Annotated in this window: 25 protein-coding genes; 22 read left to right on the top strand and 3 right to left on the bottom strand. The window is 38.1% G+C overall.

The window, feature by feature from the left end; genetic code table 11:
- Positions 1–41 precede the first annotated feature (41 nt).
- The gene (locus J0J33_RS03015) at positions 42–1,709 is read left to right on the top strand and encodes a hypothetical protein (RefSeq protein ID WP_173816880.1); all 1,668 of its coding nucleotides are present in this window, start codon (positions 42–44) and stop codon (positions 1,707–1,709) included.
- Positions 1,710–1,724: 15 nt separating this feature from the next.
- Positions 1,725–3,125 carry a DUF2142 domain-containing protein gene (locus J0J33_RS03020; protein ID WP_173816878.1) on the top strand — a complete coding sequence of 467 codons (1,401 nt, stop codon included), beginning with the start codon at positions 1,725–1,727 and terminating at the stop codon, positions 3,123–3,125.
- 37 nt (positions 3,126–3,162) lie between these two features.
- Here J0J33_RS03020 and J0J33_RS10735 read toward each other — a convergent pair whose 3' ends face one another.
- Complete coding sequence (locus J0J33_RS10735; RefSeq protein ID WP_242526937.1) at positions 3,163–5,406, bottom strand: GH25 family lysozyme; 2,244 nt, start codon at positions 5,404–5,406, stop codon at positions 3,163–3,165.
- A gap of 165 nt (positions 5,407–5,571) precedes the next feature.
- Here J0J33_RS10735 and guaB point away from each other — a divergent pair, with 165 nt between their 5' ends.
- The 9 genes from guaB to J0J33_RS03065 all read left to right on the top strand — a co-directional run bounded on the left by guaB (position 5,572) and on the right by J0J33_RS03065 (position 11,921).
- Complete coding sequence (guaB, locus tag J0J33_RS03030) at positions 5,572–7,053, top strand: IMP dehydrogenase (protein ID WP_003133714.1); 1,482 nt, start codon at positions 5,572–5,574, stop codon at positions 7,051–7,053.
- A 125-nt stretch (positions 7,054–7,178) separates the two neighbouring features.
- Positions 7,179–7,355 carry a 30S ribosomal protein S21 gene (gene rpsU, locus J0J33_RS03035; RefSeq protein ID WP_003134539.1) on the top strand — a complete coding sequence of 59 codons (177 nt, stop codon included), beginning with the start codon at positions 7,179–7,181 and terminating at the stop codon, positions 7,353–7,355.
- Between the two features lie 185 nt (positions 7,356–7,540).
- Complete coding sequence (gene comGA / locus J0J33_RS03040; RefSeq protein ID WP_173816876.1) at positions 7,541–8,485, top strand: competence type IV pilus ATPase ComGA; 945 nt, start codon at positions 7,541–7,543, stop codon at positions 8,483–8,485.
- Positions 8,424–9,443, top strand: a complete 1,020-nt coding sequence (gene comGB / locus J0J33_RS03045) for a competence type IV pilus assembly protein ComGB (protein WP_256440196.1) — start codon at positions 8,424–8,426, stop codon at positions 9,441–9,443. The genes comGA and comGB overlap by 62 nt, the downstream gene beginning before the upstream one ends.
- Before the next feature lie 18 nt (positions 9,444–9,461).
- Positions 9,462–9,767, top strand: coding sequence for a competence type IV pilus major pilin ComGC (gene comGC, locus J0J33_RS03050; RefSeq protein ID WP_040087209.1), 306 nt, complete (start codon positions 9,462–9,464; stop codon positions 9,765–9,767).
- Positions 9,742–10,158 (top strand): competence type IV pilus minor pilin ComGD, encoded by a 417-nt coding sequence (gene comGD / locus J0J33_RS10740; RefSeq protein WP_019293010.1) that lies wholly within the window; start codon positions 9,742–9,744, stop codon positions 10,156–10,158. Before comGC ends, comGD begins: the two co-directional genes overlap by 26 nt.
- Positions 10,159–10,189: 31 nt before the next feature.
- A complete protein-coding gene (gene comGE / locus J0J33_RS10870; protein ID WP_019293009.1) occupies positions 10,190–10,423 on the top strand; it encodes a competence type IV pilus minor pilin ComGE in 234 nt (77 codons plus the stop codon).
- Positions 10,410–10,844: a competence type IV pilus minor pilin ComGF gene (comGF, locus tag J0J33_RS03060; RefSeq protein ID WP_242526938.1), complete on the top strand. Its 435-nt coding sequence runs from the start codon at positions 10,410–10,412 to the stop codon at positions 10,842–10,844. The genes comGE and comGF overlap by 14 nt, the downstream gene beginning before the upstream one ends.
- A 231-nt stretch (positions 10,845–11,075) precedes the next feature.
- On the top strand, positions 11,076–11,921 hold the full coding sequence (locus tag J0J33_RS03065; RefSeq protein WP_019336001.1) for a metal ABC transporter solute-binding protein, Zn/Mn family: 846 nt from the start codon (positions 11,076–11,078) through the stop codon (positions 11,919–11,921).
- Positions 11,922–11,991: 70 nt separating this feature from the next.
- Here the strand turns inward: J0J33_RS03065 and J0J33_RS03070 are convergent, their stop codons facing one another.
- A complete protein-coding gene (locus J0J33_RS03070; protein WP_086582775.1) occupies positions 11,992–12,876 on the bottom strand; it encodes an RluA family pseudouridine synthase in 885 nt (294 codons plus the stop codon).
- 75 nt (positions 12,877–12,951) lie between these two features.
- On the opposite strand from J0J33_RS03070, the gene J0J33_RS03075 reads away from it, so the two are divergent.
- The 6 genes from J0J33_RS03075 (at position 12,952) to J0J33_RS03100 (ending at position 19,631) form a co-directional block, all read left to right on the top strand.
- The gene (locus J0J33_RS03075; RefSeq protein ID WP_173816871.1) at positions 12,952–15,240 is read left to right on the top strand and encodes a PBP1A family penicillin-binding protein; all 2,289 of its coding nucleotides are present in this window, start codon (positions 12,952–12,954) and stop codon (positions 15,238–15,240) included.
- Positions 15,241–15,408: 168 nt separating this feature from the next.
- Entirely contained in the window at positions 15,409–17,244 is a 1,836-nt protein-coding gene (locus J0J33_RS03080) for an acyltransferase family protein (RefSeq protein WP_019293005.1), read from the top strand.
- Positions 17,245–17,285: 41 nt separating this feature from the next.
- Entirely contained in the window at positions 17,286–17,435 is a 150-nt protein-coding gene (rpmG, locus tag J0J33_RS03085; protein WP_003134525.1) for a 50S ribosomal protein L33, read from the top strand.
- A gap of 5 nt (positions 17,436–17,440) precedes the next feature.
- Complete coding sequence (gene secE / locus J0J33_RS03090) at positions 17,441–17,638, top strand: preprotein translocase subunit SecE (RefSeq protein WP_173816868.1); 198 nt, start codon at positions 17,441–17,443, stop codon at positions 17,636–17,638.
- Between the two features lie 108 nt (positions 17,639–17,746).
- Complete coding sequence (gene nusG, locus J0J33_RS03095) at positions 17,747–18,307, top strand: transcription termination/antitermination protein NusG (protein ID WP_003133733.1); 561 nt, start codon at positions 17,747–17,749, stop codon at positions 18,305–18,307.
- Between the two features lie 46 nt (positions 18,308–18,353).
- The gene (locus tag J0J33_RS03100; protein ID WP_019291439.1) at positions 18,354–19,631 is read left to right on the top strand and encodes an MATE family efflux transporter; all 1,278 of its coding nucleotides are present in this window, start codon (positions 18,354–18,356) and stop codon (positions 19,629–19,631) included.
- A 37-nt stretch (positions 19,632–19,668) separates the two neighbouring features.
- On the opposite strand, the gene mscL is transcribed toward J0J33_RS03100, so the two are convergent.
- Entirely contained in the window at positions 19,669–20,049 is a 381-nt protein-coding gene (gene mscL / locus J0J33_RS03105; RefSeq protein ID WP_019291438.1) for a large-conductance mechanosensitive channel protein MscL, read from the bottom strand.
- A gap of 325 nt (positions 20,050–20,374) precedes the next feature.
- Here mscL and rpsJ point away from each other — a divergent pair, with 325 nt between their 5' ends.
- The 5 genes from rpsJ to rplB are packed head-to-tail and all read left to right on the top strand — an operon-like array spanning position 20,375 to position 23,115.
- Positions 20,375–20,683 carry a 30S ribosomal protein S10 gene (rpsJ, locus tag J0J33_RS03110; RefSeq protein ID WP_003129973.1) on the top strand — a complete coding sequence of 103 codons (309 nt, stop codon included), beginning with the start codon at positions 20,375–20,377 and terminating at the stop codon, positions 20,681–20,683.
- Positions 20,684–20,697: 14 nt separating this feature from the next.
- Positions 20,698–21,321, top strand: a complete 624-nt coding sequence (gene rplC, locus J0J33_RS03115; RefSeq protein ID WP_003133737.1) for a 50S ribosomal protein L3 — start codon at positions 20,698–20,700, stop codon at positions 21,319–21,321.
- A 22-nt stretch (positions 21,322–21,343) separates the two neighbouring features.
- Complete coding sequence (gene rplD, locus J0J33_RS03120; RefSeq protein WP_003133739.1) at positions 21,344–21,970, top strand: 50S ribosomal protein L4; 627 nt, start codon at positions 21,344–21,346, stop codon at positions 21,968–21,970.
- Positions 21,970–22,266 (top strand): 50S ribosomal protein L23, encoded by a 297-nt coding sequence (locus J0J33_RS03125; protein WP_206921768.1) that lies wholly within the window; start codon positions 21,970–21,972, stop codon positions 22,264–22,266. Before rplD ends, J0J33_RS03125 begins: the two co-directional genes overlap by 1 nt.
- 15 nt (positions 22,267–22,281) lie before the next feature.
- A complete protein-coding gene (gene rplB / locus J0J33_RS03130; RefSeq protein WP_017368757.1) occupies positions 22,282–23,115 on the top strand; it encodes a 50S ribosomal protein L2 in 834 nt (277 codons plus the stop codon).
- The last annotated feature ends 124 nt before the right edge of the window (positions 23,116–23,239 follow it).

Genomic DNA, 23,239 nt, shown 5'->3' on the forward strand with positions numbered 1-23,239 from the left:
AAATTTAATGTAAAAAGAATTATGATTGAGAAAAATAAAAAATGATAAAACATAAAAATTATTTGAAAATAATCATTGCACTCGTTTTCAGCGTTATGATATGTAATATGAAAATGAATGGAATATCAGCAGCTTCAGAGATGCTTACCGTTCGATTGCATTCTACACAAAGCGGTATTCCTAACAGGGGGGCCGTTTATACTGCAAGAAATTTAGACGGGGCATATCAAAAAATAATGACAGGAGACATTACAAGTACTGATTTTCTTTCTCCAGAATGGAAGCAAATTCAGAGTAAAATGTTGACCTCTACGTCAAAAAAACCAAAGCTTGACCCGTCAATTATTTATCTACCTAATGGTTTGCATATTGGGCCGGGGATAAAACATAGTCCTCAAGAAACAATGCTAATATTAGAGGCCGTTTTACGTGCAGGTGGTATACCTATGCTAATGGTTATTAATGGCACAACAGAGGGCATCTTCTTCCATCAGCCTGAAGCCGAAAAGATGGGGAATACTTTTACGAATGCACAAGGAAATTCAGAAGCCGTAGTAAATAAGGGAATTACAGCAATAATGTCAGGAAGCGGTAATTTTCAAAAATTAGTGACAATAACAGAGGAAAATCAACAAATAGAGCTTGATACGGATAATTTAGATAGACGTCTAGAGATTTCAGTGGACGATCAGAGTGACGTGGCACTCACAGATTTTAAAAGATATATTGTTGACTCAGCCTCACCCATTACTTTTCACTTAAAAGTAAGTAAAGATTTCAATAAGTTTGGGGGGGATTTACTTTTATCATCAAGCACCAATCTAGCGATTAGTTCGGTTAAAGCACTGGGCGATGCTGAGGTAGGTGTGATTAAAGATGAGGAGAATCAAGCTGTCCCAAACCCAAATTACCAAATCACATTACCCACACTGGATCAAGATTTAACTCTAGAAATTATCGCTTCTATTTTACCACTCAATATTGATGGGACAACAAGTGGAAATGCATCTTTATCAGTGTCAGGTGTTGATGATAATCAGGGGGGAGTGTCTGCAAAATCTCCAGTTCTTGTTCTTTCTGGTATTAACTTTGCAATGGCAGATAGTAAAACTAACAAACTTGCAACAGGGGGAGAGTATTTACTTGGAAAGCAAATCGGGAAAAACTATCAACTCTACTCTGCGCAGAAGGGGTGGATTACTGTTCCTTCCCTAAATAATATTGACAACAGTCAATTCACGATTCTAAAGGGGGGTAATAAGTATTCAATAGGCAGTTTAGATCCTGTACCTATCCCTCCTGCTTTAAACCGTTTTAATTATAATGCACAGACCAACAGTAAACTAAACCAGTCTTTAATTCAAATTGTTGGACTTGCGAAGGGTAATGAATATTTTCTCTATCCTATTAAGGCAATTGATGGACATAATCTGGATAATGGTTTGATCCGGTTTTCTGTATTTAGTAATTTTGAAATTGGAAGAAATAAGTCACTCGTGAGTCAAAGTTCTTTAAATACTTCACAAAATCAGAACTTTACTATCAATACTACGATTCCTGACTTCTTGGCAGATGTAAATGAATATAATGTTCTAACGGAAAATGGTATTAAAGAATCGCCAGATGTTTCTAAGAAAATAATAATACCCATCGTCCTTTTCTGTATAGTAATCTTCGTGATTGCAGTTTTATTAATAAAGTTTATGTGAGGAGAGATGTCAAATATGAAAAAAATATTTTCAACAGAAGAAACTATTGAAAAGCATCTTCATAAGATTTATCTAGTCCTTGCTCTTTTTATAGGAACGATGCTATCACTTGCTATGCCATTGTTTAATGAGCCAGATGGGCAATACCATTATACGATTAGTACAAATATGGTAGGGTTATCCAATGATCTTTCAGCTTATGGAGAACCAAATATAGGATCGGGAATGTTTAGACAAGTTCCTAACTATCAATCAGGGACGTTCTTTGAAAAATATTTCAAGAGTGAAATAAAAGAAATGCCTATAGAAGATTTGCCTAGGGCAGCTTTTATTCCACCTAAAACGTCTTATAATTATTGGGGACACTTACTTCCTGCTATTGGTGTTAAGTTAGGTCATGCAATATATCCATCCATAGGAGTAATGATTGTAATTGCAAGACTATTATCTAGCTTCATCTGTGCCATACTTATGTTTTTAATTATTAAATGGGTTAAAGCAGGGAAACTTTTATTTACTGTTGTGTCTTTAAGTCCCGTTATAACAAATACATTTGCTAGTCTGTCTTATGATGCAACAACTTATATTTTATCTGCTTTTGCTATTGCCTTTACAATTAATATGATTGTTCGGAAGCAGTTGCGGCTCTGTGATGTTTGGTATTTAGGAATATCCATTATATCTTTAACATTAGGAGCAAAAACTAATCTTAAACTTTTAATATTATTACCTACGTTTGTAATGCTTCTGATTTATTTAGTGCAAGAAAAACACAATTCTCGTTTTGGTTTATTTATAGATAAGATTAAATCTCAACTTAAAAGAAAAAAGTGGATAAACTGGAAATCTTCTATGTATGTTGTGATTTTTATTCTAGTGCTCTCAATAGTCTTTCTTATAATGAAACCTACAGTTGCTTTCAGTTTGTATCGCATCACTATAGGGTACTGGATTAATATAACCCCAGGATTAAGTGTGTCGAGTATTTTTCAATCACTTTTAGCAGCGCCATATGCAAATTTTAATCACCTACCTTACTGGGTTTCAGCTATATGGTACATTTTGCTAATTATAGTTGTACTTGTTGAGAAACGTTTTGTAGAATCATTATTAATTTCTTGGTTTGCATTTTTAGTATTTTTAGGGGGGGTAGTCGCTGTTTTTTATTCTTTTGTAATCCAACCTACAATCTCTGACTACGTAGAAGTGCATAGGTTCTTAGGAGCAGTGGAAGGTGTCCAAGGGAGATACTTTACTCCCACACTTCTACTATTACCATTAGTTACTGGTAATGAAAAATTTCAATTGAGAATAAGACCTTATCGCTTAACAGTTATTATTTCTATCGCTGTTATTATTATAACGAATATTATGCTAGTCTTTTCTACATTATTTGGTATTTATTTCTTATATTGATAAGATTAAAAAAATCATGAGTTAAACTCATGATTTTTTATTGTAATGCACCCGTTGTAGTATCAAAATAGTAAGTTTTACCATTTATAATCTGCTTACCATATAACATGTGACCTTGAGAGTTATAGTAAACAACCTTATTTTTTCCATAGACATTAAGATCTTGGAAACCAAATGACATGGCTCCAGTTCCCTTGCTAAAGAGATACCAGTATCCGTTTATTTTTTGCTCGCCATAGAGCATTTGCCCGTTTGCACCGTAGTAAACCGTTTTGTTTTTCCCGTAAGTGCTAAGGTTCTGTAATCCGGTCAACATATCTCCGTAGTTCTTCCTAAAAAGATACCATTTTCCATTTATCTGTTGCTCGCCATAGAGCATTTGCCCATTTTCGCCGTAGTAAACCGTTTTGTTTTTCCCATAAGTGCTAAGATTTTGCAATCCAGTCAACATATCTCCGTAGTTCTTCCTAAAAAGATACCATTTTCCATTTATCTGTTGCTCGCCATAGAGCATTTGCCCATTTTCGCCGTAGTAAACCGTTTTGTTTTTCCCATAAGTGCTAAGATTTTGCAATCCAGTCAACATATCTCCGTAGTTCTTCCTAAAAAGATACCATTTTCCATTTATCTGTTGCTCGCCATAGAGCATTTGCCCATTTTCGCCGTAGTAAACCGTTTTGTTTTTCCCATAAGTGCTAAGATTTTGCAATCCGGTCAACATATCTCCGTAGTTCTTCCTAAAAAGATACCATTTTCCATTTATCTGTTGCTCGCCATAGAGCATTTGCCCATTTTCGCCGTAGTAAACCGTTTTGTTTTTCCCATAAGTGCTAAGATTTTGCAATCCAGTCAACATATCTCCGTAGTTCTTCCTAAAAAGATACCATTTTCCATTTATCTGTTGCTCGCCATAGAGCATTTGCCCATTTTCGCCGTAGTAAACCGTTTTGTTTTTCCCATAAGTGCTAAGATTTTGCAATCCAGTCAACATATCTCCGTAGTTCTTCCTAAAAAGATACCATTTTCCATTTATCTGTTGCTCGCCATAGAGCATTTGCCCATTTTCGCCGTAGTAAACCGTTTTATTTTGCCCATAAGTGCTAAGGTTTTGAAGGCCTGTTTGCATAATACCAGTCGTTTTATCAAAAAGATACCAATGACCGTTTATCGCATATTGACCAAAAATCTTCTGCCCATTGGCTAAGAATCCATAGGTTTTGCCATTAATAACCTTTAAATAAGGGGCACTTGGAGTAGGTGGATTAATCGGAGTAAGGATATCGGCATAATCGATACTTACATCTAAGGGACTTTGACGACTAAAGTTTGTGAAATACATTTGACTCGTATACTGCCATGAGCCAAATTGTGTGTTTTGGAGATTACCAGAACTTGGTTTACCGTAAAGATATTGTGCAATCCAAAGATTTTTTGCACCTAATTTACTTGGTTCCATCTGCCCAACACCATCTACGGCCCATGCTTTTGAGGCATAGTGACGTGTGCTTACAAATCCTTGCTTTTTAAGTTGATCCGCAAAGTTTTGTGATGCAACTGTCCAATCCCAATAAGGCATACTTCCGACACTGTCTTCTGGAACATATTCTGCATCGTTAATCATGACAGTGCTTGTTGAAAGACCGTACTGTTTAGCAATATTTGCAAAGAAATTAGCTTCTGCCCGTGCAGTGTTATTTACAGTTGCTTGAGACGTTTTACCTGATTCTGAGAAGTGTGAAAAGTGGTAAACAGCAACAGCTAGTCCTGCATTTTTAGCCATCTGAATTTGGGTTTTAGCTGCAGGGTTAATATAATTTGTGCTCTCCGTCAGTTTAACAACCACCGTCTTAACACCTTGTGTTTTAAGTTGGTTGAAATCACTCTGTGTCATCCAATCTTGCCAAGAAGAAATATCCACAGCATCCTTACGTGGTAAGCTAGTATCATTGGAGACTAGATCAGAAGGGGCATTTCTTAAGCTCGCTTGAGCGGTTTCCGTATCATCTGTGATAGAGCGACGTACCCTGCTGGAAACTTTTGGAGTCTCAGTATCCTCTAGGATTTCTTCTTTCACTGTTTGGCCATCTTCATCGATAGGGGCCAGCTGTCCTTGGGCATCAACAGGAGCGTTCATTGGATTTTCAGCAGTTTGCACTTCAGCGTAGTAACCCATCGGGTGATTGTTTATAGGCACTTCAGCAGTATCTGCTTGTGCTGCATGAGCAGCGAGTGTTATGTAGCATAAGCCGGTAAATATGGCTGCTTTTTTTAAAGTGAACATTATTTCCTCATTACTATTTTTTATTGACTATCTTTTATTTTAACAAAAAGCTTAAATCAAAAAAAGTAGTTTACAAAAAATATTGACAAATATGGTGAAAAATCATTGAAATCCCTAAAAGATAGTGATAGAATAGTAAAAATATATATTTGGAGGATAGATTTAATGTCAAATTGGGAAACAAAGTTTTTGAAGAAGGGTTACACTTTTGATGATGTGTTATTGATTCCAGCGGAATCACATGTACTGCCAAACGAGGTAGACATGAGTACCAAACTAGCGAAGAACTTGACATTGAATATTCCGATGATATCTGCTGCAATGGATACTGTAACAGATAGTAAAATGGCTATTTCAATGGCACGTCAAGGTGGACTTGGTGTTATCCACAAAAATATGAGCATTGCTGAACAGGCTGAAGAAGTGCACAAAGTAAAACGCTCAGAATCTGGTGTTATTACTGATCCATTCTTCTTGACACCTGAGCATAAGATTGAAGAAGCGGAAAACTTGATGGCGACTTACCGTATTTCGGGTGTACCCATTGTTGAAACTTTGGAAAATCGCAAGCTTGTGGGTATCTTGACTAACCGTGACCTTCGTTTTGTTTCAAACTACAATCAAGAAATCAAGAATGTAATGACTTCTGAAAACTTGATTACAGCACCTGTGGGAACTTCATTGCGTGAAGCTGAAGAAGCACTTCAAAAACACAAGATTGAAAAATTGCCATTGGTTGACGAGAGCGGTAAGCTTGCAGGTTTGATTACAATCAAAGACATTGAACGTGTGATTGAATTCCCTAACGCCGCAAAAGATAGTCAAGGTCGTCTTTTAGTAGCTGCGGCTGTTGGTGTAACCTCTGATACTTTTGATCGTGCTGAAGCTCTCTTTGCAGCTGGTGCCGATGCTATTGTCATTGATACTGCACATGGTCATTCGGCAGGTGTATTACGTAAAATCAAAGAAATTCGTGAACATTTCCCAGAACGTACATTGATTGCAGGGAATATTGCCACTGGTGAAGGTGCACGCGCACTCTTTGAAGCTGGTGTTGATGTTGTTAAAGTCGGAATTGGTCCAGGTTCAATCTGTACTACACGTGTTGTCGCAGGTGTAGGCGTGCCACAAATCACAGCTATTTATGATGCGGCAGCAGTTGCGCGTGAATACGGTAAAACAATCATCGCCGATGGAGGAATCAAATACTCTGGCGATATCGTTAAAGCTTTGGCAGCAGGAGGAGATGCAGTAATGCTTGGCTCAATGCTTGCCGGTACAGACGAATCACCAGGTGAATTCGAAATCTTCCAAGGGCGTAAATTTAAAACATACCGTGGTATGGGTTCACTTGCAGCAATGAAGAAAGGTTCAAGCGACCGTTACTTCCAAGGCTCTGTCAATGAAGCAAATAAATTGGTTCCTGAAGGTATCGAAGGTCGGGTTGCCTATAAAGGTACAGCGACCGATATCGTTTTCCAAATGGTTGGTGGCTTGAAGTCAGGTATGGGCTACACTGGAGCAGCTGATATCCTTGCTTTACATGAGTCAGCACAATTTATCGAAATGTCAGGTGCTGGTTTGAAAGAATCTCACCCACACGATGTTCAAATTACAAAAGAAGCTCCAAACTACTCCGTACAATAAGCGAAAAGGCAGAGACAATCTGCTTTTTTTATTTTATACATCTAGTTGACAAACCTACAGTCATTTGATAGAATATTAGGAGTGCTCTTTAAGAGTAAATACGAAAATGAAATGGGGTGAAATCAATGTCAAAAACTATCGTTCGTAAAAATGAATCGCTTGACGACGCTCTCCGCCGTTTCAAACGTTCAGTAACAAAAGCTGGAACTCTTCAAGAGCTCCGCAAACGTGAACACTACGAAAAACCTTCTGTAAAAGCTAAACGTAAATCAGAAGCTGCACGTAAACGTAAAAAATTCTAATTGAAAATTTTGAACCTGCCTTTGGGCAGGTTTTTTTATTACTCTTGCCTCTATTATGCATTGAGAAAGGGTATTAAGTAAATAACAAAGCTTATTATAAATTTTCTGCTCATTTTTTCAAAAAAATTGTGATAACTTGCTAACTTTATCGTGTTAATAAGTAAGCTTAGCAAAGGAGGTCAATCATGATACAGGTTTTGGCAAAAAACCTTTTACAAAAAGCAGTAGATCAGATGGTGCACGATCTTTATTTAGTAGCACTAGAAGGAAAGTATTTTCTCTATTTTCGTACAGCAACAGAAAGGAGGTTTGAAAGAGAACTCACCTTTGAGCAAGGGCAAGCACTGATTGCTCATATGAAATTTTTATCTGGTATGAATCTAGGAGAAAGTAGACGAGTACAGTTGGGGGCTTGCACTTATATTTTAGATAAAGGTGAACAGCGCTTACGTTTATCTACTGTCGGTGATTTTCATGGTCAAGAAAGTTTGGTTATTCGACTCTTGCATCATCAACAAAACCAACTTCATTTTTGGAATTCAGAGATCTTTAATACTATTATTGGGGGAAGAGGCCTTTACCTTTTTTCAGGTCCTGTAGGTTCAGGTAAGACCAGTCTTATGTACAAATTTGCAAGGGAGCATTTTAAAAATCAACAAGTTATTTGTATAGAAGATCCTGTGGAGTTAGTAGAAACTGAATTTTTACAACTTCAAGTCAATAAAGTAATAGGGAATGATTATGATGCCTTGATTAAGCTTTCGCTTCGCCACAGACCTGATTTACTTATTGTTGGTGAAATTAGAGATAGTCAAACGGCAAAAGCTGTTCTCCGTGCAAGTTTGACTGGGTATACAGTATTCTCTACTGTTCATGCACGCTCAATATCAGGTGTAATTGCACGCTTAAAAGAACTTGGATTAAGTGATTGGGAGCTACAATCCAGTCTTCAGCGGGTGATTTATCAACGATTAATTGCAGGAAAGGGATTGCTTGTTTGTGAAAAGGAAAAGTTTGAAGAATGGAAACCAGACGAATGGAATGACCAGATCGATCAGTTGGTTGCAGATGGATTTATCTCAGCTATTGCAGCTGCGCGCGAAAAAATTGAGTTTAGCAAAGCAGATTAAGCTCATTCAACTCATGAATAATCTTTTCAAAAGTGGCTTTCACCTCTCTGAAATTATTGATTTCCTTGAACGATCGGGTCTTACAGAAGCATACTTTATTTCCAAAATGCGTGAAGGTTTACTTAATGGGCAAAGTTTCTCTGGTATTTTGGCGAAGCTAAATTTTTATGAGGATGTTGTGACCCAGCTCTCTTTGGCTGAGTCTCATGGGAATGTTGAGTATACTTTAGGATTGATTGAAGAAAAACTGATACGTGTTTTGAACATCCGCAAAAAGCTTGTCCAAGTTGCCACTTATCCGATTGTTCTTCTGGCATTTCTAATCTTTATTATGCTTGGATTGAAAAATTATTTACTGCCCCAACTGGAAGAAAACAAAGGATTAGCAACTTATGCCATACAGAATCTTCCGACCCTCTTTTTAGGGTGGCTCTTCAGTTTGTTCGTTTTCTTTTATCTGTGCAGATACTATTGGAAGAAAAAAACTGCTTTAGAAGCGCTGAGGCTAATGGTCAAAATACCTTTTGTTGGCCGTTTTGTCCAGCTTTATTTGACAGCTTATTTTGCAAGAGAATGGGGAAACTTAATTGCTCAAGCTGTCGATTTACGTCAGATTTGTTTTATTATGCAAGAACAAAAAAGTCGAATTTTCAAAGAATTCGGTTTTGAGCTTCTTCAAATATTAGATAGTGGTCAGAAGTTTGAAGATACTCTTCGATTTTACCCCATATTTACCAAGGAGCTCTCATTAATTGTGGAATATGGTGAACTAAAGTCCAAGCTAGGGAAAGAGTTAATGATTTTTTCTGAAGAAAACTGGTCGCTCTTTTTTGAAAGGATGGAAAGAGCAATGCAACTTATCCAGCCTATCGTTTTCTTGCTCGTGGCGCTGTTGATTATTTTAATTTATGCGGCAATGCTACTTCCTATATATAGCAATATGGGAAACTTGATTTGAAAGAACATGGAGGAATGAATGAAAAAAAAGAGACTCAAAGCTTTTACTTTGATTGAAATGCTTGTCGTCTTACTTATTATCAGTGTGTTACTTTTATTGTTTGTCCCAAATTTGGCTAAAGAAAAGAAGAATATCCAAAATACGGGTCAAACAGCGGTTGTTAAGGTTGTCGAAGGTCAAGCCGAACTTTATCAACTTGATAAACAGGATAGTCCTAACTTAGGGAAGCTTGTCTCCGACGGTTTAATTACGCAAAAACAAGCCGATAGCTACAATGATTATTATACCAAGAACCCTAATGCAAAACGTAATGTACCGAATTAAAGCTTTGACCTTACTAGAGAGTTTACTAGTCCTTTTCCTTTGCTCTTCTGTTCTTTTTCTCTTTTCAGGTTCGGTCAAACAAAGTGTCAGGATAGCACGCGCAGAGATTTTTATTTTACAATTTGAGCGACTTTATAAGGATACCCAGCGTATGGCAGGATTAAAGGGACAGCAACAGACATTGAGTGCGAGTAATGGCACACTATACAGCCAAGAGGAAGTGCTGAAAGTTCCAGAGGAGGTTGAAATAAATGATTTTTCTATTACTTTTGATCAAAAATCAGGCAACTCGAGCCTACAAAAAATTACAATATTTCTTCCTTATCAGAAAAAAACCATCTCTTATCAATTGGAAATTGGAAGCGGGAAATATAAGAAAAAAATCACTTGAATCATATCTTCTATTAGAGAGCTTAATTGCTATGAGTTTGCTTGTCTTTTTCGTCACGGTTATTTTAGAACAAGTTATTCAGGTTAAGAAACAAACGGAGATGGAAAATAAGGATATCGAAGCCTTAAATGTCGCTCATATGGCAATAGATACGGGGAAAAAGCATTTGAAATTAAATGGTGTGGAGATTTCGATTGAGGAAACTACTTCGCAAATGACTATCCGTGAGTCGGGAAAGGTATTGATTGTTCTTGAAAAAAATTAAAGTTACAGCCTTTACTCTCCTGGAATCACTCCTTGCTTTACTCGTGTTAGTAGGTACTTTTTCCCTTTTTCTAGATATTACTAAAATTTTTCATGAAGAAGTAAAACGAGCAACAATAGATCACACCCAAGATTGGCAACTTTTTTGCAGTCTACTGAGAAGCGAACTTGAGGGAGCAAGCTTAGATAAGGTGGAAAATAACTATCTTTATGTCCGCAAAAATGTCAATCTAAGATTTGGTCTTTCCTCCAAAGGAGATTTTCGGAAAACTAATGCTAATGGGCGAGGTTATCAACCAATGATCCATCATGTAAAAAATGTTAAAATCAGCCAGGAGGGAGAGCAGGTAAAAATTATCTTGTCTTTTGAAAAAGGAGGAGACCGCATATTTCTTTACAAGTTCTCAGAAAAAGAAAGTTAAGAGCCAGTATTTTACTCTATACACTGGTCATTTCTCTTCTTTTCAGCTTGCTTTTACAGTATTATTTGCAAGGAGCTATTAATGCTAGAAAACAACGCTTATTACAACGAAATCAACTCCAACTGCAGTTAAGAGAAAAGATCATACAGCGTGAAAAACATGACAGATAAAAAATAGTTAACTGGTAGTTAACCGGTTGACTTTGTTTTGAATTTGTATTATACTATCTTTATGAAAAAATATACCCTTCTATTACTTATCCCAGTCTTGCTCTTATTGACAGCTTGTCAAAAAACAGCAAGTGAGAAACCACAAATTGTGACAACATTTGAGCCAATGTATGAGTTTACGAAAGCTGTCGTTGGTGATAAAGTTGACATTATTAATATCGTTCCTGCTAATCAAGAAGCACATGATTTTGAGCCAAGTGCAAAAGACATGACTACTTTGACGAATGCAGATGCTATTATTTATAATTCAAAATACCTTGAAAAATGGGCCCCTTCTGTAAAAAATAAAGGTGTTAAAATAGAAGCAAGTACACCCGTAGAAAAAATTGGTGATGACCCGCATACATGGGTAAGCCCTAAAGCAGCCTTACTTGAAGTCCGCTATATCGCAGATGAATTATCAAAAAAATTCCCTGAATATAAGGAAGATTTCACTAAAAATGCTGATGAGTATATTGGAAAGTTGAAAAAAATAGATCAAGACTTTGATCAATTGAAAAATGCTAAAAATAAAACGTTTATCACACAGCATGAAGCTTTTGGCTACCTGGGCCGTGATTATGGATTGACAACAATTGCCATTACAGGCCTTGATCCTGAAGCAGAGCCTTCAAGTGCAACATTGATTAAACTGAAAAATGAGATGCAAAAAGCAAATTTAAATACTGTTTATTTTGAAGATAACTCTAGCAGTAAGCTAGCGGAGACTTTAGCCAAGGAAGCAGGAGCCAAGTTGTTGGTTATTAACCCTGTTGAGGGATTGACCGATGAACAAAAAAAATCAGGTGAAAGTTACCTGACAATTATGGAAGAAAACCTAAAATCACTGAAAGAAACAATTAAATAAGACTTAAGCTTATTTTAAGAAGCGTCCACTATAATAAAGACCTTCCTAAAAAAATCTTTTCATAAAACTCCTAAGGCCTACTTTTCGAAAGTAGGCTTTTTTTGCCTTGTTGAAAAGTCTGGCTAGATGCTTTAATTTCTATTAATTCCTCTGTGAAAGGATGAAGGAAATATATTTTTTCTGCGTGAAGCATCAAGCGCTGTTTTTTTAACGCTAAATTATAGAGGGGATCACCGACGATAGGATGCCTTTCACTGGAAAGGTGAACTCGTATTTGGTGCGTACGGCCGGTATCAAGAGTACACCTTACAAGGGAGTGGTTGTGTTCTTTTTCGAGTACAGTCACATGAGTAATGGCTCTTTTTCCATTTTTACTGGTGGCATATTTTTTTCGGTCGTGCCGATCTCTTCCAATATTTTTATTAAGAGTTAAGCTTTTTTCGTTAAAATAACCTTGTACAACTGCCAAATAAGAGCGATGGATTTTATTTTCCTCAAACATTTTACCCAGAATGGGCAGAATTAATTGGTTTTTGGCAAAGAGGACTGCTCCAGAGGTCTCCTTGTCCAAGCGATGAACGACATGTACGGGGCTCTTCAGGCGAGCTGTCACGTGATTTTGTAGGGCAATTTCCTCAGCAGTGTTGCCATGAGTTTTCATGCCTTCGGGTTTATTTACAATAACAAGGTGTTCATCTTCATACAGGATATCGGCAAGATGAGGGTTGCCTACGGGAACCTCCAGCTGCCTGAAATCGTCGTCATCAAAAATAAGAGTAACTTCGTCTTGGGGCTTTATAGAATCCTCCCAGTCTGCCAATGTGCCGTTAAGGAAGACATGTTTTTTGGTTCGTAAAAGGTGTCTTTGTTTGCGTGGAACGAGCCAAGTGTGCTCCAGTAAATGCGAAACACTTTGCTTTTTAATTTTTTTTGGTAAAATTAAACTAAATTTCATATAGAATATTGTAACACAAAGGCTTTTTTGTTAGAATAGGCAAAATATAGAATACAAAAGGATTTTTAAAAAATCATGTCAGAAAAAGATCAAAATTTTAGTCGTCGTGCTAAAAACAAGAAATCATCTAAAAAAATAGAAAATAATAATGAAGAAGAAAAAGAGCTGAAAGAAGCGGAAATTCCGCTTGAAGACCTTAAAGGCATAAAAAAATATTTAAGAATGATGGCGCCTTATACAGAAAAAATAAGGCAATTTTTACGTCCAGTAAAACGTTTCTGGAAAAAGTATAATTTAACTAAAATTACTATTATTGCTATTTTGGTTATGATTCTTGCTGTTGGTTCTTATTTGTTCTATTTGGCAAAAACGGCCAATGTATCCATCTTGCAAAAATCCATTGATGCGCAAACGCAAATTGTGGACAAAAATGGTGATGAAGCAGGATTACTTTATGGAAGTAAAGGAACAACAGTTAAGTTTGATGCCATAAGTGACAATATTAAAAATGCCGTAGTCGCCACCGAGGACCGTACTTTTTATAAGAACCATGGAGTTAATCTGAGTCGCTTTAGCTTAGCAGTTGTTACTTTGGGGCGTTTTGGTGGTGGATCTACCATCACGCAGCAGTTGGCCAAAAATGCCTACCTTACTCAGAAACAAACGATTGACCGTAAAGCCCGGGAATTTTTCCTCGCTTTAGAAATCAATAAACATTACAGTAAACAAGACATTCTTACAATGTATCTGAATAACGCTTATTTTGGGAATGGTGTTTGGGGGATTGAAGATGCCAGTAAAAAATACTTTGGAGTCTCAGCAAATGCAGTTACCGTAGATGAGGCCGCTACGCTTGCGGGGATGCTGAAAGGTCCAGAAATTTATAATCCACTTTACCAGGACGGAAAATTTGCGACACCGCGACGAGATACGGTACTGCAGAACATGGTCAGTGCAGGATACCTCACGCAGTCAGAAGCAGACAGTTATGCATCGGTCGATCTGGCCTCTCGGGTAAAAGATACTTATGTTTCTCAGTCAGAAGCTTACAAGTATCCAAGCTATTTCAATGCTGTGATTGCGGAAGCTGAACGCAAATATGGCCTTAGCTTGCAGGACATTATGAATGACGGTTATAAGATTTATACAACTTTGGATCAAAATAAGCAGGCAGGGATGCAGGTCACTTATGACAATGCCGCACTTTTCCCACAAGCTGCAGATGGCACGCACGCACAGTCAGGTTCGGTGGCAATCAATCCGAAAACTGGTGGCGTCGAGGCTCTTGTTGGCAATGTCACATCAGAAGACCATAACAGTTTCCTTGACTTTAACTATGCCACACAATCGAAACGTTCGACAGGTTCAGTTATCAAACCGTTAATCGCCTATCTGCCCGCAGTCCAAGCAGGTTGGCCAATCGATAAAGTATTGGAAGATAAACCAACCACTTATCCAGGTAATTGGACACCGCAAAATTACAGTGGAGAGTACCTGGGTACTGTACCAATGTATCAAGCTTTAGCTAACTCCTACAATATTCCTGCTATTAATACTTATCGTGATATCACTCCAGAAAAAGGGAATGCTGTTGGGCGTGAATTTGGTTTGAATCTCAATAAAAAAGATGAAAACAACACTTTATCAACCGTTCTTGGTTCTGGTGTCGAAACAAATCCTTGGGAAATGGCTCAAGCTTTTGCAACTTTCGCGAATGAGGGTGTAATGAACAGCGCGCATTTGATTACTAAAATTGAAAATGCAGCTGGGGATACAATCGCAACAGCCAACGTGACACAAAAACGGATTATGACCAAAGAAGTAGCAGAGAAGATGAATTCCATGATGTTGGGTACATTTACCAACGGTTCAGCTTGGAATGCTGCACCGGCAAGCTATGCAATGGCAGGGAAAACAGGGACAAATAATACGACTGACCAATGGGTGGTTGGTTATACACCTGACATTGCGATTGCACTATGGATTGGTTTCCCGAATGAGACAAATGAGCAGCAACAGCTAGAAGGTTCTTCTGAGGGGCAACCTTCAGTCATCTTCCGGAATATAGCCAGCTATTTGCTTCCTTATACAGATGGAACTGCCTTTACAGCTGAAAATGCCTATGCCATGCATAATATTGCACCGATAACTCCAGCTTGGACAGCTCTACGTAATCAACAAGATGCAATTGTTTATCAAGAGCAAAGTGCACAAAACAGTTCAGGAAATATGCCACAAACAGAAGATTCTAGCAGTGATTCTTCTGAAAAAGGCAGCGGATTTGATTTCCAAAAAACAGTAGATGATGCTAAAAATGCTACCAAAGATGTTTGGGATAAAATTACTGGTTTTTTCGGTAGGTAAATTGTTCTAAAACAGCATGAAAAGTGATAAAATAAGGGTAGTGCATAGATGAGAAAAAGAGTCATGGCACGGCTCTTTTTCTTGCAAATATATGAAAAAAATTATTGGAATAAAAATATAAAAAGAGAATAATAAAAGTGAATCTTACTTTTTAGAAGGAGGACAGTTTTGGAAGCAAAAAAACGCTACGTAACAGGTTTTAATGGCTTACGTACCCTTGGGGTTCTTGCTGTCATTTTGTATCATCTTTATCCACAGAAAATCCAAGGGGGATTTTTAGGCGTTGTTCTCTTCTTTGTGTTGTCCGGATACTTAGTCACGGATTCACTACTAAGAGAATATACTAAAACTAAAAAGATAAGACCACTTAAGTTTTGGGGGAAAAGAGCCAAACGTATTTACCCTATGCTCTTGGCTGTTTTCTTGATTGTTTCGCCTTATTTGTTCTTCTTCCAACAAAATCAGATGAAGGGCCTCAGGTCAAACTTTCTCTCAAGTATTTTTATGGTGCAAAACTGGTGGCAAATTCAGCAAGGATCATCCTACTTTGCTGATGCTGCAGGAGAATCACCTTTTAAGCATATATATTATCTGGCGATTGAAGGGCAATTCTTTATTTTCTGGCCGCTCATTATGATTTTTTTAGTGAAGGTCATTCGGAGTAAGAAGCACAGTTTCCTTTTGACAAACTTTTTAGCCATCCTCTCATTGATACTGATGATTGCTCAGTATAAGGTGGGGCAAGATCCAACGCGTGTGTATTATGGCACAGATACCCGTATTTTTAGTCTCCTGATGGGGGCAAGTATGGCTTTCATTTGGCCAATGAATAAAATGCCTGCCAAGTTGAATAAAAAAGGACAAGCTTTTGGACGTAACCTTTTATGGGGCGTTCTTGCACTGACTTTAGTCTTATATGTTTTTATGCCGGCTCAAAGTCCAGTGACTTACTATGGCGGCCTTTGGTTTGTCAGTCTCTTGACAATGCTATTAATCCTTTTGGTTGTTCATCCGGGCTTGAAAGCAAATAAAATATTTTCAAATAAACTTTTTGATTATATTGGCTCACGTTCGTATGGGATTTATCTCTGGCAATTGCCAGTCTTTGCTTTAGTTGCTGCTAAAGTCGTTAATCCGACAAGTTGGTACAACGTCATTTGGCAGTTGGTCTTGATTTTTGCCTTATCTGAGTTTTCATATCGCTTTATTGAACGTCCGCTCGTTGCTTATGATTACAGCAACTTATGGCCTTGGGTGATGACAAAAGTTGAGCAAATTAAGCAGGAAAAATGGCGCGCCTTACCCGTCCGCGTAATCCTAGTGTCCGTTTTAGTGCTTGTATCACTCGTTATGATTCTTACTTCTCCAAAATCACCACATGATCAGCAAGTGTTAGAAGCTCGAATTATGGAGCAACAAAAAGCGCTTGAAGCTGCAAACTTAAAAGCTGCTAATGCCCGTGTCAGCACGCCACTAAAGACTATCGCTGAAAAATATGGCGTTGATCCAGTGGTTGCCGAAAGAGCAAGTAAGATGCAAATTTTTGCAGTTGGTGATTCTGTGATGGTTGCAGGGTCAACCACTCTACAGGAAGCCTTCCCAAGAATGACGATAAAAGCTGTTGTTGGTGAGCAAGTAGATGGTGGAGCGACCATTTTAGCAGAGAATAAAGAAGCAGTTGAAAAAGCAGATGCTGTCTTAATTGGTCTTGGAACTAATGGCACACTGACCGTTGGCAATACAAATTACGTGGAAAAAATTATGGAAGAAGTTGGTGATAAACCGGTCTTCTGGATTAATAATCAAATGCCACGCCCGTGGGAAAGCAATAACAATGAACAATTAGAAGCGATGGCTAAGAAGTATCCCAACTTGACAATCATCGATTGGCATGGCTTATCAGCAAATCAAAGTTCATGGTTCTATAGTGATGCTATCCATCCGAAGGACCAAGGGGCAATTAATTATACACGCCTTGTCTTAGAAAATATGACAAAAAAATAGAGAGATTTGTATTTTTCTCTTAGTTCTGCTAAAATAATAGCATGTTAAAAAAAGCAGGATTGGCCTGTACGGTGTGCGGTTCGAGAAACTACTCTCTTCAACTGTCGGGTACAGCAAAAGAAAAACGCATAGAAGTCAAGAAGTTTTGCTCACGTTGTGGCAAACATACTTTGCATAAGGAAACGAGATAAATCAAATGTTTAAATTTATTGGAAGTGTTGTCAAAGAAATGAAGTTAACAACGTGGCCGACACGTAAGCAGTCTGTCATTGATTTTTTCATGGTTATTGAATATACAGTTTTCTTCCTCATCTTTTTGATGATTTTTGACTGGATAACACAAAATGGTATCACAAGTGCTGTACAGCATCTGCTTCCATTTGTACGTAATTAGTGATATAATGAAAGAAGAGGCGAAAGCCTTTTTCTTATACAATCCGTTCAGAACATGAACTCATAAATTTGAAACTAAAAAAATAAAAAACAATAAAGAGGTACTCCAATGGACGAAAGTACATTAACAAGTTTTGACCAAGGCTGGTTTGTTATCCAAACTTATTCTGGTTATGAGAAAAAAGTAAAAGAAGATTTGCTTGAACGTGCAGAACTTTATAACATGGCAGATAAAATTCTTCGTGTTGAAATTCCGACAGAAACAGTTCGCTCAGAAGTGAACGGTAAGATGAAAGATGTTGAAGAAAATCTCTTCCCAGGTTATGTTTTGGTAGAAATGAACATGACAGATGAAGCTTGGTTTATCGTTCGTAATACACCGAACGTTACAGGTTTCGTTGGGTCACACGGTAACCGTTCAAAACCAACGCCACTTTTTGAAGAAGAAATTCAAGAAATCCTTATCGGTATGGGTAAAGTTGTACGTGAAATTGATTTTGATATCTTTGTGGGTAAACGTGTACGTATCATTGATGGCGCCTTCTCAGGATTTGAAGCACCAATCACAGAAGTCTTAGGCGACGATAAGATTAAAGTTATGGTCGATATGTTTGGTCGTGAAACACCAGTAGAGCTTGATCTGCACCAAATTGAAGAAGTTGAAGGATAAAAAATAAGAGCGTATCGTTAAGGGTGCGCTCTTATTTATTAGGGATATGAAATCTACAAAAGAAATATTAAAATTTGCGCTCCCAGCCGTAGTTGAGAATTTTCTGCAGATGCTGGTGGGGATTAGTGATACCTTTTTAGTCACCCGAATTGGACTCACAGCTGTAGCAGGTGTGTCACTAGCCAATAATATTATCACCGTTTATCAGGCCGTTTTCATAGCTTTAGGGACAATTTTATCAAGCTTCCTTGCACGTGAAATGTCAAAGAAAATGGTGAACGCAGGGGTAAAGCTCACTGCATTACTGGGAGGGACTATTGGGATTCTTACGGCTCTTTTTGCACAAGCTCTCGTGCGCTTTTTTGGCGGGCGTGGGGATGTAGCGACTTTAGGTCAAGAGTACCTCCTTTTGGTTGGTGGGACAATTATTTTGCTGGCTTTAATGACCAGTTTTGGAGCCATTATCAGAGCAAATGGGGACAGCCGTACACCCATGTATGCGAGTCTCTTTGCCAATATTTTAAATATCGCTCTCTCAGCCCTTTTGATATTTGTTTTTCATATGGGAATTATGGGAGCTGCCTTAGGAGCAATCTTTTCGAGGGGCGTAGCGCTTCTGTATCTCTGGAAAAAACTCAAAGATAAGGATTTACAACCTACGAAAAACTTTTTCTCTGAAAAAATCAGTAGAGAACTGATCTTTTTAACAATTCCGGCCGCTGGTGAACGTTTGGCGATGCGTCTAGGAGATTTGGTAATCATGGTGCTGATTATTGCTCTTGGAAATCGGGTTTTTGCAGGAAATGCGATCGGCGAAAGTATTACTCAGTTTAACTATATGCCGGCATTCGGTTTAGCTACCGTAACAGTTATTTTGGTGGCTCAAGAGTTTGGACAACATAACTATGGAGCCATTCAGTCATATATTAAAAGAACCTACTGGCTAGCGACAGGGATGATGTTGAGTATTGGTTTGCTTCTTGTCTTAGTTTCTACATCATTAAGTAATCTTTTTACGACAGACACTGTCGCAATAGCTTCAAGTAACACAGTTATCCTCTTTTCTTTTTTGGCAACTTTTTTTGTCACTGGAACGACCACTTATACGGCGGCTTTTCAAGGAATAGGTAATGCAAAACTTCCTTTATATACAACAATTATCGGGATGCTTATTATACGTGTGGGTCTCGGCTATATTCTAAGTCAAACATTTACCTTGGGCTTAGAAGGCATCTGGTTTGCCGTGCTTGCAGATAATTTTTTCCGCTTTGTCTTTTTAAAATTCAATTTTGATAGGAAAGTTAGAACTTTTCTTACACACTAAAAACCTCTATTATAATAGAGGTTTTTAGTGTGTAATGTTATTTTGAAAGTTCTTTTTCTTTCAAAAGGTCACGGATTTCACGCAGAGTATCTAATTCATCGTTAGAAACAATTTCTTCTTGCTCTTCTTTCTTAGGGAAAAGCTTGTTGATGGCTTTTATGAGAATGAAGATGACAAAGGCTGTAATCAAGAAGTTTAAAACATCATTTAAGAAAGCCCCATAAGCAAAAGTTGCACCAGCAACCTTAACTGACATTTGTGTCAAAGCGCCATCTTGAACAAAAAGACCAATAAGTGGGTTGATAAGGTTATTTACCAAAGAAGTGACAATGGCCGTAAAAGCAGCACCAATGATAACCCCAACTGCCAAATCTAAGACATTACCACGTAAAATAAATTCTTTGAATTCTTTAATCATAAGTTCTCCTATATTAATTAATATGTATTTATTACTATTATATAGTATTTCTAAAGCCATGTGAATTATTCTGTCGCAAAATATTCACGTAAAGTAAGGGCTAGAAGTAAAAGAGAAGACATATGAGTGAGCTAAAAATAAATTAAATAAAAAGGTATTATGCCCTTGACAAGACAAAGTCGCTTTGGTAGAATAGATAGGTGCTGTAAAAATTACAGTATTAGCGACGAAGCGAGAGGTTGCGACACACCCGAAAGTATTGCCATACTTCAGTGTCGGTTTTCCCGCTGAGCTAGCCTATTAACAAATAGACGAAGGAGAAAAAATGGCAACTAAAAAAATCCGTATCCGCCTCAAAGCATACGAACACCGTATCCTTGACGCTGCTGCTGAAAAAATTGTAGAAACTGCAAAACGTACAAACGCAGAAGTAAGTGGTCCAATCCCACTTCCAACTGACCGTAGCGTCTACACAGTTATCCGCGCGACTCACAAATACAAAGACTCTCGCGAACAATTTGAAATGCGTACACACAAACGTTTGATCGACATCATCGAACCAACACAAAAAACTGTTGATTCATTGATGAAACTTGATCTTCCAAGTGGCGTAAACATCGAAATTAAATTATAAGAAAGGTAATTCTCATGTCAAAAGGAATCTTAGGGAAAAAAGTGGGAATGACTCAAATCTTCACAGACAACGGTGAATTAATCCCCGTAACTGTGATCGAAGCAACTCCGAACGTTGTGCTTCAAACTAAAACTGTCGATACAGACGGTTATGAAGCTGTTCAAGTTGGTTTCGATGACAAACGTGAAGTTTTGTCTAACAAACCTGCCAAAGGTCATGTAGCTAAAGCTAACACAGCTCCTAAGCGCTTCATTCGTGAATTCAAAGGAATCGAAGGCTTAGAAGTTGGATCAGAAATTAAAGTTGATACTTTCGAAGCTGGAGATGTCGTTGATGTTACCGGTACTTCTAAAGGTAAAGGTTTCCAAGGACCAATCAAACGTTGGGGTCAATCACGCGGGCCAATGGCTCACGGTTCACGTTACCACCGTCGTCCTGGTTCAATGGGTCCTGTTGCGGCTAACAAAGTTCCTAAAGGTAAACGCCTTGCGGGACGTATGGGTAACAAAAAAGTTACTGTACAAAACCTTGTTATCGCACAAGTACTTCCAGAACAAAACGTTATCCTTGTAAAAGGTAACGTACCTGGATCTAAAAAATCATTGATCGTTATTAAATCAGCGATCAAATCTAAATAATAAGGAAAGGAGATAGATTATAATGGCAAAAGTATCATTATTTAAACAAGACGGCACACAAGCTGGTGAAGTAACACTTAACGATGCAGTGTTTGGTATCGAACCAAACGAAACTGTAGTATTTGATGTCGTTCTTTCACAACGTGCTAGCCTCCGTCAAGGTACACACGCTCATAAAAACCGTTCACTCGTATCTGGTGGCGGTAAAAAACCATGGCGTCAAAAAGGAACTGGACGTGCCCGTCAAGGTTCAATCCGCTCACCACAATTCCGTGGTGGTGGTACTGTCTTCGGTCCTAACCCACGTAGCTATGCTTACAAACTTCCACAAAAAGTACGTCAGTTGGCTCTTAAATCAGCTTACTCACAAAAAGTTATCGACAACACACTCTTGGCTGTTGACGAGTTGAACTTCTCAGCACCAAAAACTAGCGAATTCGCTAAAGTTCTTGAAGCTCTTTCAATCGAACGTAAAGTGCTTGTTGTTCTTCCTAACGAAGGTAACGAATTCGCAGAACTCTCTGCTCGTAACCTTAAAAACGTGAAAGTATCAACTGCTAGCTCAGTAAGCGTACTTGATCTTGTAAACACTGACAAAGTTCTTGCTACTCAAGCAGCTCTGTCTCAAATTGAGGAGGTTCTTGCATAATGTCTCTTTATGACGTAATCCGTAAACCAATTATTACAGAAGCTTCTATGCAAGCAATGGATCAAAAGAAATACACTTTTGAAGTAGATGCTCGCGCACACAAACTCCTTATCAAACAAGCTGTTGAAGCAGCATTTGAAGGTGTTCAAGTTTCATCTGTAAACACAATCAGCGTTAAGCCTAAAGCTAAACGTGTTGGTCGTTACACAGGTTTCAAACCTGGCTACAAAAAAGCAATTATCACTTTGACTGAAGGTTCAAAATCTATTGATATCTTCGGCGAAGACGCAGAATAATAGAGGAGGAAAATCGTGGGAATTAAAGTTTACAAACCTACCACAAACGGTCGTCGTAACATGACTGGTAGCGATTTTGCAGAAATCACTACAAGTACTCCTGAAAAGAGCTTGCTTGTAAGTCTTAGCAAAAACGCTGGTCGTAACAACCTTGGCCGCATTACAGTACGTCACCACGGTGGCGGACACAAACGTAAATACCGTTTGATCGACTTCAAACGTACAACTGATAACGTAAAAGCTAAAGTTGCTACAATCGAATACGATCCAAACCGTTCAGCTAATATTGCCCTTATCGTATACGAAAATGGTATCAAATCATACATTCTTGCACCTAAAGGTCTTGAAGTTGGTATGACAGTTGTATCTGGTCCTGAATCAGATATCAAAGTTGGTAACGCATTGCCACTTGCTAACATTCCAGTTGGTACTTTGATCCACAACATCGAGATGAAACCTGGTAAAGGTGGACAACTCGTACGTTCAGCTGGTACATCTGCACAAGTACTTGGTACAGAAGGTAAATATACACTCGTTCGTCTTCAATCAGGCGAAATGCGTATGATTCTTTCATCTTGCCGTGCTACAGTTGGTACAGTTGGTAACGAACAACACAACTTGATCAACTATGGTAAAGCGGGTCGTACACGTTGGCGTGGTATCCGTCCAACAGTTCGTGGTTCTGTAATGAACCCGAATGATCACCCACACGGTGGTGGTGAAGGTAAACAACCTGTTGGTCGTAAATCACCAATGACTCCATGGGGCAAACCAGCTCTTGGTCTCAAAACACGTAATAAAAACGCACGTTCTAACAAACTTATTGTTAAACGTATCAACGATAAATAATTTTGCAGCATAAAGCAAGCTTTACTTTTGTTAAAAAAGTTAAGTTTGTATCTGTGCGTAAGATATTTTATTGAGATGCCTTCTCGGCGTCTTGCTAAAATTGATAAATCTTGTCAACTTTAGT

Source organism: Lactococcus sp. LG1267, assembly GCF_017309545.1.
Taxonomy (GTDB): domain Bacteria; phylum Bacillota; class Bacilli; order Lactobacillales; family Streptococcaceae; genus Lactococcus; species Lactococcus petauri.

Coding starts and splice junctions, on each gene's coding strand:
- mscL (WP_019291438.1), bottom strand. CDS start 20,049: ATGATTAAAGAATTCAAAGAATTTATTTTACGTGGTAATGTCTTAGAT.
- J0J33_RS03015 (WP_173816880.1), top strand. CDS start 42: ATGATAAAACATAAAAATTATTTGAAAATAATCATTGCACTCGTTTTC.
- rplD (WP_003133739.1), top strand. CDS start 21,344: ATGGCAAAAGTATCATTATTTAAACAAGACGGCACACAAGCTGGTGAA.
- rpsU (WP_003134539.1), top strand. CDS start 7,179: ATGTCAAAAACTATCGTTCGTAAAAATGAATCGCTTGACGACGCTCTC.
- guaB (WP_003133714.1), top strand. CDS start 5,572: ATGTCAAATTGGGAAACAAAGTTTTTGAAGAAGGGTTACACTTTTGAT.
- comGD (WP_019293010.1), top strand. CDS start 9,742: ATGCAAAACGTAATGTACCGAATTAAAGCTTTGACCTTACTAGAGAGT.
- secE (WP_173816868.1), top strand. CDS start 17,441: ATGTTTAAATTTATTGGAAGTGTTGTCAAAGAAATGAAGTTAACAACG.
- rplC (WP_003133737.1), top strand. CDS start 20,698: ATGTCAAAAGGAATCTTAGGGAAAAAAGTGGGAATGACTCAAATCTTC.
- J0J33_RS03065 (WP_019336001.1), top strand. CDS start 11,076: ATGAAAAAATATACCCTTCTATTACTTATCCCAGTCTTGCTCTTATTG.
- J0J33_RS03020 (WP_173816878.1), top strand. CDS start 1,725: ATGAAAAAAATATTTTCAACAGAAGAAACTATTGAAAAGCATCTTCAT.
- nusG (WP_003133733.1), top strand. CDS start 17,747: ATGGACGAAAGTACATTAACAAGTTTTGACCAAGGCTGGTTTGTTATC.
- comGB (WP_256440196.1), top strand. CDS start 8,424: ATGGATTTATCTCAGCTATTGCAGCTGCGCGCGAAAAAATTGAGTTTA.
- comGC (WP_040087209.1), top strand. CDS start 9,462: ATGAAAAAAAAGAGACTCAAAGCTTTTACTTTGATTGAAATGCTTGTC.
- rpmG (WP_003134525.1), top strand. CDS start 17,286: ATGTTAAAAAAAGCAGGATTGGCCTGTACGGTGTGCGGTTCGAGAAAC.
- comGA (WP_173816876.1), top strand. CDS start 7,541: ATGATACAGGTTTTGGCAAAAAACCTTTTACAAAAAGCAGTAGATCAG.
- J0J33_RS03075 (WP_173816871.1), top strand. CDS start 12,952: ATGTCAGAAAAAGATCAAAATTTTAGTCGTCGTGCTAAAAACAAGAAA.
- J0J33_RS03100 (WP_019291439.1), top strand. CDS start 18,354: ATGAAATCTACAAAAGAAATATTAAAATTTGCGCTCCCAGCCGTAGTT.
- J0J33_RS03070 (WP_086582775.1), bottom strand. CDS start 12,876: ATGAAATTTAGTTTAATTTTACCAAAAAAAATTAAAAAGCAAAGTGTT.
- J0J33_RS03125 (WP_206921768.1), top strand. CDS start 21,970: ATGTCTCTTTATGACGTAATCCGTAAACCAATTATTACAGAAGCTTCT.
- rpsJ (WP_003129973.1), top strand. CDS start 20,375: ATGGCAACTAAAAAAATCCGTATCCGCCTCAAAGCATACGAACACCGT.
- J0J33_RS10735 (WP_242526937.1), bottom strand. CDS start 5,406: ATGTTCACTTTAAAAAAAGCAGCCATATTTACCGGCTTATGCTACATA.
- comGE (WP_019293009.1), top strand. CDS start 10,190: ATGAGTTTGCTTGTCTTTTTCGTCACGGTTATTTTAGAACAAGTTATT.